The organism is Brachybacterium sp. p3-SID1565, assembly GCF_025143785.1.
Classification (GTDB): Bacteria; Actinomycetota; Actinomycetes; order Actinomycetales; family Dermabacteraceae; genus Brachybacterium; species Brachybacterium epidermidis.
This window is the reverse complement of record NZ_JAMBDS010000007.1, coordinates 33,886-53,146: the sequence shown is the minus strand read 5'-3', so window position 1 is coordinate 53,146 and position 19,261 is coordinate 33,886. Positions and strand designations below refer to the sequence as shown.

At 72.8% G+C, this 19,261-nt stretch carries 20 protein-coding genes; 9 read left to right on the top strand and 11 right to left on the bottom strand.

Going from position 1 to position 19,261, the window contains the following annotated elements; genetic code table 11:
• Positions 1 to 150 precede the first annotated feature (150 nt).
• Entirely contained in the window at positions 151 to 447 is a 297-nt protein-coding gene (locus M4D54_RS13790; protein WP_193865028.1) for a hypothetical protein, read from the bottom strand.
• A gap of 30 nt (positions 448 to 477) precedes the next feature.
• Between M4D54_RS13790 and M4D54_RS03280 the strand changes: the two genes are divergently transcribed.
• Positions 478 to 2,415 carry a heavy metal translocating P-type ATPase gene (locus tag M4D54_RS03280; protein WP_396121469.1) on the top strand — a complete coding sequence of 646 codons (1,938 nt, stop codon included), beginning with the start codon at positions 478 to 480 and terminating at the stop codon, positions 2,413 to 2,415.
• 13 nt (positions 2,416 to 2,428) lie between these two features.
• On the opposite strand, the gene M4D54_RS03275 is transcribed toward M4D54_RS03280, so the two are convergent.
• The gene (locus M4D54_RS03275) at positions 2,429 to 2,743 is read right to left on the bottom strand and encodes a CueP family metal-binding protein (protein ID WP_228018852.1); all 315 of its coding nucleotides are present in this window, start codon (positions 2,741 to 2,743) and stop codon (positions 2,429 to 2,431) included.
• 12 nt (positions 2,744 to 2,755) lie between these two features.
• Complete coding sequence (locus M4D54_RS03270) at positions 2,756 to 3,001, bottom strand: hypothetical protein (protein WP_228018777.1); 246 nt, start codon at positions 2,999 to 3,001, stop codon at positions 2,756 to 2,758.
• 306 nt (positions 3,002 to 3,307) lie between these two features.
• Between M4D54_RS03270 and M4D54_RS03265 the strand changes: the two genes are divergently transcribed.
• Positions 3,308 to 4,648, top strand: coding sequence for a lactate racemase domain-containing protein (locus M4D54_RS03265; protein ID WP_259890267.1), 1,341 nt, complete (start codon positions 3,308 to 3,310; stop codon positions 4,646 to 4,648).
• A gap of 76 nt (positions 4,649 to 4,724) precedes the next feature.
• Here M4D54_RS03265 and M4D54_RS03260 read toward each other — a convergent pair whose 3' ends face one another.
• Complete coding sequence (locus tag M4D54_RS03260; protein ID WP_259890266.1) at positions 4,725 to 5,774, bottom strand: Gfo/Idh/MocA family protein; 1,050 nt, start codon at positions 5,772 to 5,774, stop codon at positions 4,725 to 4,727.
• 192 nt (positions 5,775 to 5,966) lie between these two features.
• Here M4D54_RS03260 and larE point away from each other — a divergent pair, with 192 nt between their 5' ends.
• The 7 genes from larE (at position 5,967) to M4D54_RS03225 (ending at position 12,394) form a co-directional block, all read left to right on the top strand.
• Positions 5,967 to 6,839, top strand: coding sequence for an ATP-dependent sacrificial sulfur transferase LarE (gene larE, locus M4D54_RS03255; RefSeq protein WP_259890265.1), 873 nt, complete (start codon positions 5,967 to 5,969; stop codon positions 6,837 to 6,839).
• Positions 6,832 to 7,611, top strand: coding sequence for a nickel pincer cofactor biosynthesis protein LarB (larB, locus tag M4D54_RS03250; RefSeq protein ID WP_259890264.1), 780 nt, complete (start codon positions 6,832 to 6,834; stop codon positions 7,609 to 7,611). Before larE ends, larB begins: the two co-directional genes overlap by 8 nt.
• A 34-nt stretch (positions 7,612 to 7,645) precedes the next feature.
• A complete protein-coding gene (locus tag M4D54_RS03245; protein ID WP_311199664.1) occupies positions 7,646 to 8,074 on the top strand; it encodes an SMR family transporter in 429 nt (142 codons plus the stop codon).
• Positions 8,071 to 8,391: a multidrug efflux SMR transporter gene (locus tag M4D54_RS03240; RefSeq protein WP_193865035.1), complete on the top strand. Its 321-nt coding sequence runs from the start codon at positions 8,071 to 8,073 to the stop codon at positions 8,389 to 8,391. The genes M4D54_RS03245 and M4D54_RS03240 overlap by 4 nt, the downstream gene beginning before the upstream one ends.
• A gap of 51 nt (positions 8,392 to 8,442) precedes the next feature.
• Positions 8,443 to 9,444: a LacI family DNA-binding transcriptional regulator gene (locus M4D54_RS03235; RefSeq protein WP_259890263.1), complete on the top strand. Its 1,002-nt coding sequence runs from the start codon at positions 8,443 to 8,445 to the stop codon at positions 9,442 to 9,444.
• Between the two features lie 164 nt (positions 9,445 to 9,608).
• The gene (gene uxaC / locus M4D54_RS03230) at positions 9,609 to 11,054 is read left to right on the top strand and encodes a glucuronate isomerase (RefSeq protein WP_259890262.1); all 1,446 of its coding nucleotides are present in this window, start codon (positions 9,609 to 9,611) and stop codon (positions 11,052 to 11,054) included.
• Positions 11,055 to 11,056: 2 nt separating this feature from the next.
• On the top strand, positions 11,057 to 12,394 hold the full coding sequence (locus M4D54_RS03225; RefSeq protein WP_259890261.1) for a mannitol dehydrogenase family protein: 1,338 nt from the start codon (positions 11,057 to 11,059) through the stop codon (positions 12,392 to 12,394).
• 114 nt (positions 12,395 to 12,508) lie between these two features.
• Here M4D54_RS03225 and M4D54_RS03220 read toward each other — a convergent pair whose 3' ends face one another.
• The 7 genes from M4D54_RS03220 to M4D54_RS03190 form a co-directional block, all read right to left on the bottom strand.
• Complete coding sequence (locus M4D54_RS03220; RefSeq protein ID WP_259890259.1) at positions 12,509 to 13,996, bottom strand: gluconokinase; 1,488 nt, start codon at positions 13,994 to 13,996, stop codon at positions 12,509 to 12,511.
• A gap of 144 nt (positions 13,997 to 14,140) precedes the next feature.
• Positions 14,141 to 15,490, bottom strand: coding sequence for a Dyp-type peroxidase (locus M4D54_RS03215; RefSeq protein ID WP_396121468.1), 1,350 nt, complete (start codon positions 15,488 to 15,490; stop codon positions 14,141 to 14,143).
• A complete protein-coding gene (locus M4D54_RS03210; RefSeq protein ID WP_259890258.1) occupies positions 15,487 to 16,179 on the bottom strand; it encodes a copper chaperone PCu(A)C in 693 nt (230 codons plus the stop codon). Before M4D54_RS03210 ends, M4D54_RS03215 begins: the two co-directional genes overlap by 4 nt.
• 138 nt (positions 16,180 to 16,317) lie before the next feature.
• Positions 16,318 to 17,028, bottom strand: coding sequence for a hypothetical protein (locus tag M4D54_RS03205; RefSeq protein WP_259890257.1), 711 nt, complete (start codon positions 17,026 to 17,028; stop codon positions 16,318 to 16,320).
• Positions 17,029 to 17,181: 153 nt separating this feature from the next.
• Positions 17,182 to 17,706: a hypothetical protein gene (locus M4D54_RS03200; protein WP_259890256.1), complete on the bottom strand. Its 525-nt coding sequence runs from the start codon at positions 17,704 to 17,706 to the stop codon at positions 17,182 to 17,184.
• Between the two features lie 76 nt (positions 17,707 to 17,782).
• Complete coding sequence (locus M4D54_RS03195; RefSeq protein WP_259890255.1) at positions 17,783 to 18,883, bottom strand: WD40 repeat domain-containing protein; 1,101 nt, start codon at positions 18,881 to 18,883, stop codon at positions 17,783 to 17,785.
• Positions 18,884 to 19,014: 131 nt separating this feature from the next.
• Positions 19,015 to 19,260 (bottom strand): hypothetical protein, encoded by a 246-nt coding sequence (locus M4D54_RS03190; RefSeq protein ID WP_259890254.1) that lies wholly within the window; start codon positions 19,258 to 19,260, stop codon positions 19,015 to 19,017.
• Position 19,261 lies beyond the last annotated feature (1 nt).

The window sequence follows — 19,261 nt, the reverse complement described above, 5'->3', positions numbered from 1 at the left end:
TCGAGCAGGCCGTCGCGGTCGCTCACGCCTCGTCGGAGACCCCTACGGTCTCTACGGCGACCTCGCCCAGCGCCAGCATGGCGGCCACCAGGCCGGCGTTCGGTGAGGAGTGGTGGGTGGCGTCGGCCCCCCGCCCTTGGTCAATACCCCCTAGGGGTAAATGGTCTCGGTATGAGCACGCATCACGAGGGGCACGGACGACAGGGTTCCCACGTCGCTCTCGGCGGCGAGGGCGGCGATCGGGGCACGCACCAGCACGAGGGCCGCGGGGGCCACGACGGCCATGACGCGCACGCCGGGCGCGACATGGAAGCCGGGCATCACGGGAGCGGGGCTCACCACGATCACGGCGGCCACGACACGCACGCCGGTCACGACGCGCACGCCGGTCACGACATGCACGCCGGGCACCACGGGCACGGGGGACATGGCGGGCACGGCGATCACGTCGCGCAGTTCCGTCGGATGTTCTGGATCATGCTGGTGCTCGCGGTGCCGGTCGTCGGCCTCTCGCCGATGTTCGCGCACCTGATCGGCTACACGATCCCTGACGTGCCGGGTCTCGGCTGGATCGCACCGATCCTCGGCACCGTCATGTACGCGTGGGGCGGGAAGCCGTTCCTCAGCGGCGGGCTCTCCGAGCTCCGCTCCCGCGCACCGGGGATGATGCTGCTGATCAGCCTCGGCATCACCGTCGCGTTCCTGTCCTCCTGGGGCGCGACCCTGGGCCTGCTCCACCACGAGCTCGAGTTCTGGTGGGAGCTCGCGCTGCTGATCGTGATCATGCTGCTCGGCCACTGGATCGAGATGCGCTCACTCGCGCAGACCTCCTCCGCGCTGGACTCCCTCGCGGCGCTGCTGCCCGATGAGGCCGAGCGCATCGAGGGGGACGAGATCGTCACCGTCGCCCCCTCCGACCTGCGCGAGGGCGATGTCGTGCTGGTCCGCCCCGGCGCCTCGATCCCGGCCGACGGCACCATCGTCGAGGGCCGCGCCGACGTCGACGAGTCGATGATCACCGGCGAGTCCCGGGCCGTCCCGCGCACGACGGGAGACCGCGTGGTCGCCGGCACCGTCGCCACCGACTCGAACCTGCGCATCAAGGTCACCGCGACGGGAGAGGGCACCGCGCTCGCCGGGATACAGCGCCTGGTCTCCGAGGCGCAGTCCTCCTCCTCCCGCGCCCAGCGCATCGCCGACCGGGCCGCCGCCTGGCTGTTCTGGTTCGCGCTCGGCGCCGCCGTCATCACCGCGCTCGTCTGGGCGCTGCTGGGCATGCCCGACGAGGCCGTCATCCGCACCGTCACTGTGCTGGTCATCGCCTGCCCCCACGCGCTGGGCCTGGCGATCCCGCTGGTGGTCTCGCTCGCGACCGAGCGCGCCGCCCGCGCCGGCGTGCTCGTCACCGACCGGCTCGCCCTCGAGGGCATGCGCACCGTGGACACCGTGCTGTTCGACAAGACCGGCACCCTCACCCGCGGCGAGCCCGAGCTCTCCGAGATCGCCGTCGCCCCCGGCAGCGGGCTCGACGAGCAGAACCTGCTGGGCCTGGCGGCCGCGGCCGAGTCCGAGAGCGAGCACCCGCTCGCCGGCGCGATCCGTGAACGGGCCGCGGCCGACGGGGTCGCGGTCCCCGCCGCCTCCGAGGTCGCCTCCGCCCCCGCGCTCGGCGTGAGCGCGCAGGTCGACGGGCACGAGATCCGCGTCGGCGGGCCGCGCCTGCTCGAGGAGACCGGCGCCGCGGAGCTCGAGGAAGCCCCCGCTTGGCGCGAGGAGGGCGCGATCGTGCTGCACGTGCTGCAGGGCGGCGAGGCCGTCGGCGCCCTCAAGCTCGTCGACGCGGTGCGCCGGGAGTCCCGAGAGGCGATCGACGCGCTCCACGCCCGCGACATCCAGGTCGTCATGATCACCGGCGATGCGCAGAACGTCGCCGAGCACGTCGGCGCCGAGCTCGGCATCGACCGGATCTTCGCCGGGGTGCGTCCCGAGGACAAAGCGAGCCGCGTCGCCGCGCTGCAGGACGAGGGCCGCAAGGTCGCGATGGTCGGCGACGGCGTCAACGACGCCCCCGCCCTCGCCCGGGCCGACGTCGGCCTCGCGATCGGTGCCGGCACCGACGTCGCGATCGGCTCGGCCGGGGTGGTGCTCGCCTCCTCGGACCCGCGCGCGGTGCTGTCGGTGATCGAGCTGTCGGGCGCCGCCTACCGCAAGATGCGGCAGAACCTCTGGTGGGCGGCCGGGTACAACCTGCTGTCGGTCCCGCTCGCCGCCGGTGTGCTTGCCCCGATCGGGTTCGTCATGCCGATGAGCGTCGGCGCGCTGCTGATGAGCGCCTCGACCGTCGTGGTGGCGCTGAACGCGCAGCTGCTGCGCCGTCTGGACCTGCGTCCCGAGGCGGTCGCCGCCCGGCGCTGAGGCCCTGCCTTGCTCAGGCCCCCAGCTGCATCGTGGTGATGCAGGTGGGGGCCTCGGCGTCGGTGCGCAGCGTCGTCGTGGCCTCGCCTGCCGCTCCGGCGAGGGTGAGCGTGAGCTCCGTTTCCCGGGGCAGCCACAGGCCCAGGAAGCCGTTCGGTGCGGTGGTGCGTTCCTCGTCGATCAGCACCGTCCCGGAGGCGTCCTCGCCCCGCACCGCGAGCTCCTCCTCCGCCAGCTCGCCGAGGCACGTGGTGAGGCTGTGGAGGAAGCACTCATGGGTGCTGGACACGAACGGCGCGACCGAGACGTAGAGCTCCTCCGCGGGCAGCTCGAGGGTCGCCTACCGCCCTGCGGTGTCGGAGAGAGTGAGCACGTCGGTGCCAACGGAGGCGAGCAGTTCCGAGGGCCGCTCGTCGAGCGGCAGCGCTTCGAGCGCGTCGATCACCTCGCGGGCCGTGCCGGCGGGCAGGTCGTGGGCGGAGAGCAGTTCCTCCGCGGCCGACGGGCCGGCGGAGCAGCCGGCGAGCGCCAGCGGGGTCGCGGCGAGGGCGGCGAGCAGGGTCCGACGCGGCAGGGCGAGAGTCATCGGAGGATCCTTCGGGACGACGGCGAGGACGCCCCGACCATACCCGGGCAGGGTATGCGCGAGCTGGGACCGCGGTCCCGCGGCCCCACCCGTCGACGCGAGTCCGCGCCTCGGCCAGCCAGGCCACGCCGATTGCTCGGCCGTCCGGGCACCGCCGATGCGGTGAGGTGAGGGCGTGGAGCACCAAGGGGTGGGCTGCGAGGGTCGCGAGCTCCGACGCCTCGGGCGGCCGCGGCGGCAGCTCGGAGACGGACATGGGCCGGGCCGTCCTTGTTCCCGGCCAGGCCACGGCGCATAGTGGGAGCCATGAGCGAGACGACGGCGACCCAGCAGCCCGCGATCCACCCGATCCCCGAGGGCCTGGCCGAACGCGCCGCCCTCCTCGGAGGCCCGGGCGGCATCCTCGCCCAGGAGCAGATCGACGAGTTCGTTGCCCAGCAGCTGGCCGGCCAGGACCTCGACGGCAAGAGCGTGTGCCTGATCATCCCCGACGGCACCCGCTCCGTGCCCCTGCCGCGGGTGTTGAAGCCGATCCACGCTGCGCTCGCCGGCCGCGCCGCCTCCGTCACGGTGCTGATCGCCCTGGGCACCCACGCCGCCATGGCACCAGAGGCCATCGCCCGCCTGGTCGGCGCCCCTGATGCCGACGGCATCGCGGCCGCCTACCCCGGTTGGAAGATCGTCAACCACGCCTGGGACGACCCCGAGCAGATCGCGGACCTGGGCGAGATCCCCGCTGAGCGGATCAGCGAGCTCACCGCCGGACTGCTGGCCGACACCCCCATGCGGGTGCAGATCAACCGGCTGTGCGTCGAGTCCGACGTGGACCTGATCGTGGGCCCCGTGTTCCCGCATGAGGTGGTGGGATTCTCCGGCGGCAACAAGTACTTCTTTCCCGGCTGCTCCGTGCACGACGTGATCGACGTGTCCCACTGGGTGGGGGCCCTGATCACCGCCAGCCGCATCATCGGCACCCTGGGCATCACCCCCGTGCGCCAGCTGATCGACGCCGCCAGCGACCTGGTGGAGACCGACAAGCTCTGCTTCACCATGGACGTGATCTCCGGCGGCAAGGACCTCAACGCCCTCGCCTTCGGCGACCCCCAGGCGGCGTGGGCCGCGATCGCGAGGATCTCCGCGCTCACCCACATCACCTACGTGGAGAAGCCGTTCAAGCGCATCGTGGCGCTGGTGCCGGAGATGTACGAGGACATCTGGACCGGCGCCAAGGGCTTCTACAAGTCCGAGCCGGTGTGCGCCGACGGCGGCGAGGTGATCATCTATGCCCCCCACATCACCGAGGTGGCCGCGATGCACCCCGGGCTGCGCGACATCGGGTACCACAACATCGAGTACTTCACCAAGCAGTGGGACCGCTTCAAGGACCACCCCTGGGGCGAGCTCGCGCACTCCACGCACGTCACGGGCCTGGGCACCTACGACCCGGAGACGGGGGTGGAGCAGCAGCGCGTGCGGCGCTCCTTCGCCACCTCCATCCCCCAGGAGGTGTGCGAGGCGTACAACGTCACCTACGTGGACCCCGCGAGCCTGGACATCGATGCCCTGCGCGAGGACCCCGACACCCTGGTGATCGACCACGCCGGCGAGGTGCTGTTCCGCCTTGCCTCGGAGCGCGAGGGGGTCTGAGCCGGGGGGTCTGAGCGCGCGAGGGGGTCTGATCCGGGGGGTCTGAGCCTGAGGGGAGCTGAGCTCGACCCGCGGGTCAGACGGCCCGCAGCGGGTTGTCCCGGTCCAGCTCGGCACCGGGACGGCCCGGGAACCCGCGCGGGGAGTCGTAGACGGCCTTGAGCGCCTGCAGCGCGGGCAGCGCCTCGGCCGGTGAGATCCAGAAGGGCTCACCGCTGCCGTGGCCGGCATAGAAGTCGCTGATCAAGGCCGCATGGGAGGCACCCCAGTAGGAGCGGGCCCCTGCCGGGGCCGCGCGCTCGACGACCATCCGCGGCTCCCCGTCGGTGGGCAGCACCGTGAGCTCCCGTGCGATCTGCAGGGTTCCGCGCTCGCAGACGATGTCGATCCGGACGGGCAGGTTCGTGGGCGCCCCATTGGTGGCCAGCAGGACGCTGTGCGTGCCTGACGGATGGGTGAGGGTGGCCGTCGCGGTGTCCTCCACCTCGATGGTGCCGCCCAGCACGTCGGTGGAGGCGCAGCCGACGACGGCGGAGACCCCGCCCAGCAGCCACTGGAGCAGGTCCAGGGTGTGGATGGCCTGGTTGATCAGCAGTCCGCCGCCGCTGCCCGCCCAGGTGCCGCGCCAGGGCCTGGCCCGGTAGTAGCCGGGGGTGCGGTGCCAGGCGACCGTCGCGGCGGCCCCCGTCGGCGCCCCCAGCTCACCGGTGGTCAGCACCCGGTGGGCCTCCTGGACCGTGGCGTTGTACCGGTTCTGGAAGCAGACCCCGATGCGCGGCGCCCCGGGAGCGGCGGCAGCATCGACGATGCGACGGGCGTCCTCCAGTGTGGAGGCCAGCGGCTTCTCCGTGAGCACCTCGACCCCGGCGGCCAGGGCTTCGATGGCGAGGTCGGCATGCTGGTCGTGAGGGGTGCACAGGTGGACGACGTCCGGCGAGAACCGCTCGAGGGTCTCGGTGAGGGTGGCGGTGCCGGGCACCCCGGCATCCTGGGCCGCCTGAGCGCGGCGTCCCGGGTCGGTGTCGCACACCGCCACCAGCTCCGCACCGGGCAGCTGGGCGATCGCGTCGATGTGGAGAGGGGAGATGTCGCCGCAGCCGATCACGGCAGTCCGGAGGTTCCGCATCTGTTCTCCTCGTCGAGCGGGACGGGATCCACCAGGATCCGGCGCGGGGACGCTGCCAGGCTACCGATTGCCGTGCCTTGTCGCCGGGCCCGCGGCAGCACATGGCCGCCCCGGACCGGCGGGCATCCAGGTGGGTAGGCTGAACGGCGCCCGTCCCTGCGGGACCCGAGCGAGACCGAGCGAAGGAATCCCATGACCGCGTCCATGACCCCCACACAGTTGGCCGGCGAGGACCTCGCCGCCGCCGACCGGGTGGCCACGCTCGTTGAGGGCGCTGCACCCCTCGGCGTCGCCTACTCCGGGGGCGTGGACTCCGCGACCCTGCTGGCCCTGGCCGTGCGCGCACTCGGCGCCGAGAACGTGGTGGCACTGCTCGGCATCTCCCCGTCCCTGGCCGCCGCCGAGCGCCGCGGCGCCCACGAGACCGCCGCGGTGATCGGCGTGCGCGTCGTGGAGGTCGAGACCCACGAGGGGGAGAAGGCCGGCTACATCGCCAACGACGTGGACCGCTGCTACTTCTGCAAGGACGAGCTGTTCTCCCGCATCGACGACGCCTTGGTCAGCGAGCTGGGCCTGGCAGCGGTCGCCTATGGCGAGAACGCCGACGACGCCCTGCGCCCGGACCGGCCCGGTGCGCGCGCCGCCACCGAGCACCGCGTCCTGCGCCCCCTGGCCGAGGCCGGCCTGGACAAGTCCCGGGTCAGATCCGTGGCCCGCGCCCTCGCACTGCCGTGCGCCGACAAGCCGGCCGCGCCCTGTCTGGCCTCCCGGATCCCCCACGGGCAGCAGGTCACCCCTGAGAAGCTGCGCCAGGTGGAGACCGTCGAGGAGGCGCTGCGCGAGCTCGGCTTCGCCGACTCCCGGGTGCGGCACCACGGCGACGTGGCCCGCATCGAGCTGCCGGCGGACGCTCTGGCCCGCTCCGTCGAGCCGGAGGTGCGCACCGCCATCCACCGCGCCGCCACCGGCGCCGGGTTCCGCTTCGCCGCCGTGGACCTGAAGGGCATGCAGTCCGGCGCCTTCACCCTCACCCTGCTGGACCAGCGAGGAGTCCCCCGTGCCTGAGCACGCTGAGCACGCAGGGCAGGCCGGCGGGCGGACCCACGGGCGAATCGACGGGCGGATCGACGGGGTCGCCGAGCTGGACCTGGGCCGCGGTGCCCGCCGCGGGGCCCCGGAGGCCGTGCTGTGCGACGCCAAGAGCCTCGCTCACCTCACCGCGATCGCCGCAGAGTACGCCCGCATCGCCCGCGAGCAGCCCGAGCTCGCCACCGACCTCGGCCCCGTGCTGTTCACCCGCGCGGACGAGGAGCGGGCGCGGGCCGTGCTCGCAGCGCTGCCCGATGCCCACTGGGAACCGGAGGCCCGGATGGTGGCGTGGCCCGCCGAGCCGCCCCCGCCCACCGGGGGACTGGTGATCGTGGCCTGCGCAGGCACCAGCGACCTGCCCGCGGCCCGGGAGGCCGAGCTCACCGCCCGTCACCTGGGGCGCCCCACCCGCCTGATCGCCGACATCGGCATCGCCGGCCTGCACCGCCTCCAGGCCCGCCTGCCCGAGCTGCGCGAGGCCGCCTGCGTGGTGGTCGCCGCCGGCATGGACGGGGCCCTGCCCACCGTGGTGGCCGGTCAGATCAGCGCGCCCGTGGTCGCTCTGCCCACCTCCGTCGGCTACGGCGTGGCAGGCGGTGGCGTGACCGCCGCCCTGACCATGCTGTCAGCCTGCGCGCCCGGCATCGGCGTGGTCAACATCGACAACGGCTACGGCGCCGGGCACCTCGCCGCCCAGATCGCCCGCTGGGCGCCGGCAGATGTGCCCAGCCACACCAACGACCGCTGACTGCGCGCACGCCCGTGCTGGGTACGGTTCTGCGGTGACCACCGCCCCCGCTCCCTCTCCCGCGACCGCCCCGCATCGGCCCGCCGGTCGGTCCGCGGCCCTCACCTGGCTGCTGCTGGCCGGTGCCATCGTGGTGGAGATGGCCGCGACCCTCTCGCTCAAGGGTGCGATCGCCCAGCCGATGCTCTACGTGGTCGTGGTGGCCGGGTACGCGGGCGCCTTCGGACTGCTGGCGGTGGTGCTGCGACGCGGCATGGGGCTGGCCGTCGCCTACGGGATCTGGGGAGCGATGGGCGTGGTGGGCACCGCGGTGCTGTCGTCCTGGATCTTCGGCGAGCAGCTGAACGCCATGATGGCCGCCGGGATCGCCCTGGTGGTGACCGGAGTGCTGGCGATCGAGGTCGGCGCCCAGCGGGCACGGCGGGCGGCTGCGGTGCCGGCGGCAGGGGAGCAGGTGCGATGAGCTGGGTGTTCATGATCGGCGCGGTGCTGAGCGAGGTCAGCGCCACCCTCACCCTGAAGTCCGCCGCCACCGGCCGGGCCCGGCTGTACGCCGTGGTGCTGATCGGGTACGTGCTGGCCTTCGTCTTCCTCACCGGGGCGCTGCGCACCGGCGTGCCGCTCGGCGTCGCCTACGGGGTGTGGACGGCGGCCGGGGTGGCGCTGACCGCGATCTTCTCCCGCTTGATCCACCACGAGCCGATGACACCGCTGATGATCGCAGGTATCGGCATGATCGGCGCAGGGGTACTGCTGATCGAGCTGGGCGCCGGGCACTGACCGACAGGAAGATTGCCGCCGGTTGCCACCTGGGGGGACTAACGTGGGCGGATGACCGAAGACCGCGTGACCATCTACGACGTCGCCGCGCACGCCGGGGTGGCACCCTCCACGGTGTCCCGTGCCTTCTCGCGTCCCGGCCGGGTCAGTGCCGCCACCCACGCGAAGGTGATGGCTGCGGCCAAGGAGCTCGGCTACCGCAGCGCACCCCCGCCCGCTCAGGAGCGCGGTCAGCGCCACGACCGCCTGGGGATCGAGGTCCCCGATCTCACCAACCCCTACTTCGCCGAGCTCATCTCCGGCATGCAGGAGGCAGTGAAGGAGCACGACCACATGCTGCTGCTGCTGGACAGCGTCGAGGACGAGGCCCGCGAGCGGCAGAGCCTGCTCAGCGCCGTGGACGTGGTGGACGGCATCGTGCTCGCGGGCACCCGGCTCTCCGACGCCACCCTCAACCACCTCACCAAGCGCATCCCGGTGGTGGTGATGAACCGGCGCGTGGCCGGCCTGGACTCCGTGACCCCCGACTACGAGCACGGCATGGCCCAGGCCATGGCCCACCTGGCCGAGAACGGCACCCGCCTGGTCACCTACGTGGCCGGCCCCGTGAACTCCTGGTCCGACGCGGAGCGGTGGCGCGCGGCGCGGTCCGCGGCGAAGGCGCACGGCATCCAGATCCGCCGGCACGGGCCCTACCCGCCCACCACCTCCGGCGGCGAGCAGGCCTTCGAGGACCTCCACGGCGTCCTTCCCCACGCTGTGATCTGCTACAACGACCTGATCGCGCTGGGGTTCCTGGTCGCCGCCCTGCGGGCAGGGGTGCGGGTGCCCGGTGAGCTGTCCGTCATCGGGCACGACGACATCCCCCTGGCCCGCTTCGTCGGCGGGGGCCTGACCACGCTCGCCACCCCCAAGCGCGCCCAGGGACGCGCAGCCGTCGACCGACTGATCCGACGGATCGAGAACCCCTCGGCGCACCGCACCCCGCTGGAGGGGTCGCAGCCGGTGCGCCTGGTCGTCCGGGGCTCCACCGGGCCGCGGCGGGGGCACTGAGCCAGGGCGCGGTGGGGCGCTGAGCCGGGCCGTGGCGGGGGCGCTGAGCCGGGCCGTGGCAGGGGCAGTGAGCCGGGCCGTGGCGGGTGCGGACCTGTGCGCGGCGAGCGGCAACCGATGACAACCCCGGGCGCGGGGCGGATGAGGCCCGGGATCATGGGCCCATGAGCAACGATGCCTACACGCCGCACGAGGACCGCCTGCTGCCCGCGGACACCGCGACCCGCGAGATCGCCCGGACCCTCTACCAGCGCATGCGGGATCAGCCCATCATCTCCCCGCACGGCCACGTGGACCCCCGGTTGTTGCTCGACGATGAGCCGTTCCGCGACCCCACCAGCCTGTTCATCACCCCCGACCACTACGTCACCCGTCTGCTGCACGCCCGCGGCGTGGACCTCGCCGAACTCGGCGTCGGCCGCGGACCCCTCGAGGAGCAGGACGCCCGCGCCGCCTGGCGACTGCTGGCCGAGCACTGGCACGCCTACGCCGGCACGCCCTCGCGGCTGTGGATGGAGCACGAGTTCCACCAGGTGTTCGGCCTGGAGACGGTGCTGAGCCCCCGCACCGCCGATGCGATGTACGACGAGATCGCCGAGAAGCTGGCCCGGCCGGAGTTCCGACCCCGCGCCCTGTTCGACCAGTTCCGGATCCAGGTGCTGGCCACCACCGATGATCCCGTCGACGACCTCTCCGCCCACCGGGCCCTCGCGGCCGACGAGGCCTTCACCGGCTCGGTCATCCCCACCTTCCGGCCCGACAAGTACCTCGAGCCCGCCCGGGCCGACTTCCGCGAGCTCACCGATGCCCTCGGCGAGGCCGCAGCGGAGGACACCGGCACCTACCAGGGCTACGACCGTGCGATGCGGGCGCGCCGCCAGTACTTCCGCGACCACGGCGCGGTCTCCTCGGACCACGCCCATGCCGACCCCGGCACCGCCCGGCTGGAGGAGGCCGAGGCGAGCAGGCTGTACACCGAGGCCCGTGAGGGGCGGATCGACACCGACGCGGCCGCGGCACTGCGCCGCCACCTGCTGGCCGACCAGGCCCGCATGGCGGCCGACGACTCCCTGGTCATGACGCTGCACCCCGCCGTGCACCGCAACCACCACCAGGGGACGTTCGAGAAGTTCGGTGCCGACGTGGGCGCCGACATCCCCACCTCCGTGGAGTTCGTGACGTCCCTGGCTCCGGTGCTGAACGACGTGGGCCTGGACCCCGCCTTCCGCCTGGTGCTGTTCACGATTGACGAGACGGTGTTCTCTCGCGAGATCGCCCCACTGGCCGGCTTCTACCCCTCCGTGTACGCCGGTGCGCCGTGGTGGTTCATCGATGCGCCCGATGCGATCCTGCGCTACCGCCGCGCCGTCTCGGAGACCATCGGCTACAGCCGGACCAGCGGGTTCATCGACGACACCCGTGCGTTCTGCTCCATCCCCGCCCGCCACGACATGGCACGGCGGATCGATTCCCACCACCTCGCCGGCCTCGTGGCCGAGCACCGCATGCGCCTGGAGGATGCCGTCGACATCGCCGACGCCCTCCCGGCCACCCATCCCCGTGAGGTGTTCCGTCTGCCGCAGGGCAGCCCCGCCGCGAAGGAGAACTGATCATGACGGAACCTGCCAGCACTGCACCCACCGGCGCCGCCGCTCCCGAGGCGGCCGGCTCGGCCGGGGCTGCCGCTCCTGAGGCATTCGGACGCCTCGTCCACCTGGGCATCGGCAACTTCGCCCGCGCTCACACCCTGGTGGCCACTCAGCAGGCCGGAGGCTGGGAGGTGGCCGTCTTCACCGGCCGCAGCCCCGCCATGGCCGAGGCGCTGAACTCCCAGAGCGGGAAGTACGGCCTGGTGGTGCGCGGTCCCGAGCGGGACGAGGTCGAGATCATCGACGTGATCGACGAGGCCTTCGCCGCCTCCGACGTCGAGGCGCTGGACCGGCTGATCGCGGATCCCTTCACCGCGGTGGTCACCCTGACCATCACCGAGAAGGGCTACAGCGCCGGCAACGACCCCGCCACCTCCGCCACCGCACGACTGGCCGGGGCGCTGAGGGCCCGCCGCGAGGCCGGGGTCACCGAGCCGATCGCCCTGGTCTCCTGCGACAACCTCTCCGGCAACGGAGCCGTGCTGAAGAAGGCCGTGCTGGACGCGGCCGATGAGGAGACCCGCGCCTGGTTCGACGACCACGTCGACGTCATCTCCACCATGGTGGACCGCATCACCCCCTCGGCCTCGGAGGAGGAGAAGGACCTGGTGCTGCGCGAGACGGGCCTGGCCGACCAGGTGCCCGTGGTGACCGAGCCCTTCACCGAATGGGTGGTGCAGGACGCCTTCCGAGGCCGACGCCCCGAGTGGGAGAAGGCCGGGGTGCAGCTCACCGACGACGTCGAGCTGCATGAGTTGCGCAAGCTCCGCCTGCTCAACGGCTCCCACTCCCTGATGGCCTACGCCGGGCAGCTCGCCGGCTGTGAGCGCGTGGACGAGGCGATCGCTCACCGCGAGGTGCGGGCCCTGGTGGAGACCCTGTGGTCCGAGGCCCGCTCCACGCTGCCCCTGCCCGAGGACGAGCTGGACGCCTACACCACCGCCCTCGAGGAGCGCTTCCGCAACCCCCGCCTGGCCGATGCGCTGATCCGGATCGCCGCCGACGGGTCCGAGAAGCTGCAGGTGCGGGCTCTGCCGGTGATCGCCGAGCGCGGCGGTCCCGACAAGGCTCCCGGTGCCGTCGCCGCCATCGCCGCCTGGACCCTGTGGGTCACCGAGCGCAGCCGCGATGGCCACGAGGTCGCCGATCCGCGGGCCGAGGACATCGCCCAGGCCGCCGCGCTCGAGGACGACACCGCGCGGGTGACAGCCCTGGTGGCGCTGCTGGGCGTCGAGGGTGAGACCGCCGATGAACTGGTCGCGAAGGTGGCGGCGGAGGAGAAGCGCCTCCCGCGGGGCTGAAACCTACCCTCTGCCGCCGCGCGGGTGGCCCGGCCACGTGTCGCGAGCGGGTCCCGCACCGAGGCCCCGGAGTGCTGCTGGAAGCAACGGTGCAGCCCGGGCCGGGTCGGCAAGTCAGGCCAGGTCGGCGAGCTTCTCGAAGCGGTCCAGGCGCTCCCGGTAGTAGTCGGCGTGCTCGGGGCGCGGCTCGATGCGGTTGCGCACCGGGGCCTCGGCCACCTCGACGCCCGGGGCGGCCTGCTCGAGCGCCAGCACGGCGGAGCCGCGCATCGTGGAGCGGGAGATCGCCACGTGGTCGATCGGTGCACCCAGGGCGTCGGCCAGCAGGTGCAGCCAGGCCGGGATCGCCTCGGTCATGCCGCCGGAGAGCACGATCCGCTCCGGGGTCCCGCCCATCTCCGTGAGCTGATCGGCGATGCGAAGGTAGCTGAGGGCCACGCCCTCCATCGAGCCGCGCAGCAGGTCCTCCGCCGTGGTGGAGGCCGACACGTTCGCGTACAGGGCACGGGCGCCATCGCGCCACTGGGTGCCGCGCTCGCCGGAGAAGAACGGCACCACCAGCGGGGTGGAGGACTCCGGTGCCGCGGCGAACAGCTCGTCCGTGTCCCAGGTGGAGATGTCGTCGGCCAGGGAGAACTGGTTGCGGGCCCAGTCCAGCACCCGGCCGCAGTCGCTCATGGCGGAGCCGACCAGGGTGCGATCCGCATCCACGCGGTAGGCCCACAGGCCCGTCGGCAGCGTGGGCGTCTCCCCGGTGATCAGCTGGCGGATCGCACCGGAGGTGGCGGTGGAGATGCCCCAGGTGGTGGGGCCCAGTGCACCGATGCCGATGTTCGCCGCCAGGCCGTCCCCGATCACCGGCACCCACACGGCCTCCTTCAGCTGCGAGAACTCCTTCGCCAGCGGGGTGCCCGCCAGGGGCAGGGCATCGGAGGGATCCAGCGGGGTGCCCATCATCGCCGCGTCCACGCCGACCGCCTCGAGCAGCTCGGGCACGTACTGCCCGGTGCGGCGGTCGATCATCCCCGACCAGGCCGCAGAGGCGGTGCCCAGGGCCGGCGTCCCCAGCAGCTTGAGGGCCACGTACTCGCCGAGCGCCATGAACCGGTGCGCGCGGGAGAACACATCGGGGTGCTCCTCTCGCAGCCACGCCAGGCGCGGTGCCGTGTACGAGGAGTGAAGGCGGGCGCCGGTGCGCTCGTGCAGCGCCACCGGGTCCAGGCTCTCGCGCAGCGCGGCCACCTGAGTGCGGCAGCGTGTGTCGGCGTAGGTGATGCACGGGGTCAGCGGCTCGCCGGCCTCGTCGACCACCACCAGGGAGGAGGCGAAGGCGTCGAAGCCGATCGCCATCACGGGGCCGGGCAGCGGATCCGACAGGACCTTCCCCAGAGCCGTGCGCAGGCCCTCGACGATCACGTCGGCATCGATGGTGGAGGTGCCGTCATCACCGACGGTGAAGCCGTGGGGCTGCTTGTGGGTGCGTTTGCCGACCTCCCGGCCGGTGGCGTCGTACACCCCGGCTCGGGCGCCGCCCGAACCGACGTCCAGGCCGATCACGAGGGGGGCCAGTGCATCCTCATCGGGAATGGCGAAACGGGGCATGGCGTGGGTCTCCTGCGACTGGGGTCTGTTCCGGCGCTCCTCGGGCAGCGATGCCGGGAGCGGGGTCCGTCCCGTTCAGGATAGGGGCAGGGGCTGTGGCGGTCCCGGACACGCCGCCTGTTGCCACCGCGGCCGGGCCCCCGCTCAGTCCCCGATCACCGCCTGCCCCACGAACTCACCCTCCGCGCAGCCCGGCGGGATCGCGAACACCGCCGAACCGATCGGCGTGGTCCACATGTTCAGCAGGTCCAGGTCCGACAGCCGCTGCTGGATGGGGATGAACTGGCCCTCCAGGTCCGCCTGGAACGAGGTGAAGATCTGCCCCGATTCCGAGAGCGCCCCACTGCCGGGAGCGGGCGGGTCCTCGTAGTTGTAGGGGCGGCGGAAGATCTCGTCGTGCACGCCCTCGTCCACCCCACGGGCCCGCCGCATGTGCGAGAACTCCGGGATCAGTGGGAAACCGTGCTCGCTGCGCGCCTCGAAGTCGGCGTGGTCGCTCTCCTCCTGGCCGCTCAGCGGTGCACCGTTGGACAGCTTCGTGCCGGTGGACTGCTCACGCGCGGCCGGATCGGCCTCGTCCCAACCGTCCAGGTCCATCCGGATCCGGCGGATCACCATCGAGGTGCCGCCGGCGAAGGGGCCCTCGTCGATCCACACCACGGTGTCGAAGTGGTTGCTGTCCAGCTGCGGGTTGGCCGAGCCGTCCACCTGACCGAACAGGTTGCGCTGGGTGACGCCCGGGCGCTCGGTGCCGTGGGCCCGACGGAAGCCCTGCTGCACCCAGCGCACCGTGGTGAAGGCACGGGAGTCCTTCAGCAGCATCCGTGCCGCGTGGGAGACCGTGAGCGGATCGTCCGAGGCGACCTGCAGCAGCAGGTCACCGCCGCAGAACTCCTCCTGCAGCTCGTCGATCTCGAAGGCCGGCAGCGGACCCAGCCACGCGGGCACCTCCACCTGTGCCCGCTCCAGCAGGCCGGGCCCGAAGCCGAAGGTCACGGTGAGGCGGGCCGGTGCGGTGGCCAGCTCCGGTTCGGTGTCGGCCAGGGCCGGCCGGCCCTGGGTGAGGCGGGCGGCATCGTCGGTGAGCAGTCGCAGCATGCGGATGATGCCTGCGCGGTCCACCTCCTCGTGCAGGTCCAGGGCCAGGTACGACGACGAGGCCTGGGCGGGCGTGCCCACGCCCGCCTGGTGCGCCCCGTGGAAGGGGAGGGTGGCCTCACCGTGCAGGGGCGCCTCGGCCTGATCGGCGGGCCCGGATGTCGGGCCCGATCCGCGCAGGGCGCGGTCCAGGCCGACGGCCGCCGCCCCCACGCCCAGGGCGCCCGCACCGGCGGTACCGGCCAGCAGCAGGCCGCGGCGTCCCGGTTGGTTCGTCGCGCGGGGGTCGAGCTCCGCGGGGGTGCGGGGCCCGCGGGAGCGCCCCTCGCGGGCGCCCCCCTCGGGGGAGCCGGCCTCGCGGGTGTGCGGCTGACGTGCGCGCGGCTCGGGGGTCACTCGTGCTCCTCCGTGCCGTGCTCACCGCCGCCGTCGCTGGGCTCCTCCATGCCGCCGTAGTTCTCCTGGGCACCGGCGAAGTCCTTGACGGTGGCGGTCATGGGGTGCTCGGTGCCGCCCTCGAACTGCAGCACCAGCTCCACCTCGTCACCGGGCAGCAGCGGCGCGGTCAGACCCATCAGCATGATGTGGTCCCCGCCCGGCTCCAGCAGCAGCTCGCCGCCGGCCGGGATGGGGAAGCCGCCCTCCTTCTCCTCCATGCTCATGCCGCCGGAGCCGTCCGAGGCCGTCTGGTGCAGCTCGACCTCGTCGGCGGCATCCGTGGAGGCACCCAGCAGGATCATCTCGGTGCCGGAGGTGTTGGTGAGGGTGCCGAACACGGCGGTCATGCCCTCCTCGGCGGCCTTCACCCAGGGATCAGTGATGGTCACGGGGCAGTGCGGGGCGGCCGGATCAGTGGTGGCCTCGGCGCCGGGGTCGTCCGACGAAGCGGGGTCCGAGCCCTCGGCACCCTCGTCCGTGCCGCAGGCGGTCAGCGCCAGTCCGATCAGCGGTAGAGCGAGGGCGGAGCGCACGACAGCGCGCCGAGACAACCGGGCGTCGGACCTTGCCGCACCGCGCTGCGGGGCAGACGGTGCGGGTGGCGTCGGGGTGGGGAGCAGCTGGCGCGGCAGGGTGAAGCGGGACATGAGGGGCCCTTCCGGGAACGGCTCGCACCACCGCGGCGCTGGACGCACGGAAAGCGGCGCGCACGGGCGGCGGGGGAGCGTCGAAGATGGTCTGGTGCGCGCAGAGCGTGCCGTGGATGATCGGCCCGACCGAAGAGGTCAGGCGGCCAGGACCAGGGGAGGACCGCGTCGAAGTTGGGGTTCGATCTGGGCGCGCTGGGTGTGCGTCAGGTGCAGGGGTGCGGATGCCGCGCGACGAGGACGGGTCACGAGGACCGGGATCGTCGGGGTGGCGGCAGGGCGCATCCAGAAGCGCCCCAGCCGTGCGGCCAGGGTGAAGCAGCGGTGGAGGATGCTCTCGCCCCGGTGCAGCAGCACGGTGGTGAGGGCCGCGGCCAGCAGGTGGCCCAGCATCATCGCCGCGCCGCCGTGATCACCGTGCAGGGCGTGCTGGGCGAGGTCGCCCACACCGTGGGCCGTGTGAGCAGGGGTCTCGGCCACAGGCCCGATGGCGTGAGAGGCAAGGGCGTCGCCTCCCGGAGCGAGATGTCCGTGGTGGACACCGTGGCCGAGGTGATCCCCGGGCGGGGCCACCAGATGGGCCGACGGATCGCCCGGGGTGCCGGCCATGAACAGGCCGTGGAACAGGGCCTGGGAGCCGGTCACCGCCAGTGACATCCGCGGCAGGGAGAACCGGGAGCCGGCCAGCACCGTGCACACCGCGACCGACAGCCACCACGGCAGCAGCACGCCCAGGAAGGACGGCACCAGGCCCCCACCCAGCACGTGGCCGGTCAGCGCGACGGCCGTGACGACCGTCGCGGCAGCAGCCCCCCGCACAAGGCGCAGGGGCTCACGGCTCGAGGACATGCCCCCATTGTGGCCCAGGGCGACCCTCTGGGCAGCCCTGGACCGAGACCATACCCGTGATCCGTCCGTCCAGCACAGGCCGTGGGGCCGCGGAGGGGCCAGCGGGCCGCCGGATACCACGGAGGTCGTCGCCGATCCCCGTGGGTGCCGGTATCACGACCGGCGACGCCAGAGCAGTTCGAACCAGAGGGAGGCGCCGTCCTCCAGGGTGTGGATGTCGAACGCACGCTCGTCGCTCTCCCGCAGTGTCTGCCCGACGGAGCGGAGGCGAGAGGAGGCGAGCAGGTCGTACTCGTCCTCGACGCGGAGCACCTGGTAGGGCGAGTCCTCTCCGCCGGTGCCGTCACCGCGGATGCTGTCGAGCGACAGGGCGGCCAGCTTGCGCTCCCTCTCGGAGAATTTGTGGGCACCGACGGTGCTGTAGGCACGGGCGAGGTGGAGGTGGGCCTGCGGGCTGAGGAACAGCGCGGGCATGTGCTCCCAGATCGTGTCGATCACAGCACGGGCCGCCGCCGCCTCATCGGTGCTCGTGTCCGTGCCTGATCCGTCGGCGAGCAGACCGGCGATCGAGACCAGCGGGTCGTACCGGGGGGCGTCCATGATGGCCGCCCGCAGTCGATCGCGATGCTCCGGGGTCGGGTCGCGGAGGAAGTCCTCCATGATGTTGGGAAAAGTCACGGTGCCTCTTTCGTCGTGTTCCGGCGGTGTCGTCCGGACCGTTCCGGCGGCCCTGGACGTCGGGGTGCGGGCGGGGTCACGGGGTCTCCAAGGTGGTCCAGGTCGTGCCGTCCCAGGCGATCACACCCTGGGACGCGGAGGCGCCGTACAGGACACTGCCGTCGGGCGACCACGCCAGGGGGCCGGTCGCTCCAGTGGCCCGGGGGAGGTTCTCGTGCTGTCCGGTGGAGCGGTCCCAGACCATGACCTGGATGTCGGTGGTGCTGCCGACGGCGACACGGCTGCCGTCGGCGGTCACGGCGATCGTGTCGGCGGCGAGCCCTGGTGGCCGAGGAGCCTCCTGGAGGTCGCCGCTCGGGGACAGGGCGTACAGGCGCGCCTCCTCGGGACTGTCGGCCGTGCTCTCGGCGGGGATCCCGGTCCCTATCAGGACTGTGCCGTCGGGGGTGTGGGCGACAGCGCGGGGAGCGAACTCCGGTCCCTCCACCTGGGAGATGCGCTCGGCGGTCCCGAGGTTCCACAGCTGGACGGGGGCGGCGGTGCCGCAGACCGCCAGGGTGGTGTCGTCCGGGCTGATGCTCAGGGACAGCGGGAGCAGCGAGCGCACATCGAGGACCGGGGCCGGCGCGCACCCGCTGCCGATCCCCGTCCACAGCCTTACGGTGCCGTCCGGCCCCACGGAGGCCAGCGTGCTGCCGTCAGTGCTGAAGGAGAGGGCGTGGATCGAGGAGCGGCCAAGTCCCTCGAGCCGGGGGCCGTGACCGTCCAGGGTCCACAACACCTCACCATCCGGGCTGGTCAGCTCGATGTGCTGAGGGCCGCCCACAGCGAGCAGTGAACCGTCCGGACTCCACGCGATCGCCCCGGAGAGGTCGTTGTCGAAGCGCCGTGCCACCAAGCCATCGGAGGCGTTCCACAACACCGTTCCGGCGGTCTCGGAGGCACCGGTCGCCTTGCGTCCCCGACCGGCGTTGGCGGCGATCATGGCCCCGTCCGGGGACACGGCCAGGCCGACGGGGGCGAGCACGGACTGGTCGACCGCCACCTCGGACGTGCCCGATACCCCTTCGGCCGGTGCGGGGGGCTCCACCGTGCGGCCCTGGTGGCAGGTGCTGGCCCGCAGCTCGGACCCACCGACGGGCGGCGTGTCGTCATCGGGACCGCAGGCCGCGAGCATCGCACCGGCCGGCAGACCGCCGGCGAGCAGGAGGAGCAGCCGACGGCCTCGGCGGAACGGGGCGCGCGCCCCGCGGAGCGAACGGAGCCGATGCTGCGGTGCGGTGCTTGGCCGCGATGATCGGCGGCCGGTCACGTGCGCTTCTCACTGACTGGCACCCCGGCGTCCTGCTGGTACCGCTGGAGCTCTTCGAAGGTGAGGTCACCGGCGAAGCCGGCAAGCAGTTCCGGCTGCGTCAGGTGCTCCCACACCCCGCCCGTGTCGGCGTGCTCGCCGATCGATCCCACGGGCAGGTCCAGCATCATGGAGTTGCGGTCCTCCCCGTGCGCCACGCTCACCGGGAGGTCGAGGATCCTGCGGTCGATGTCCGCGCTCATG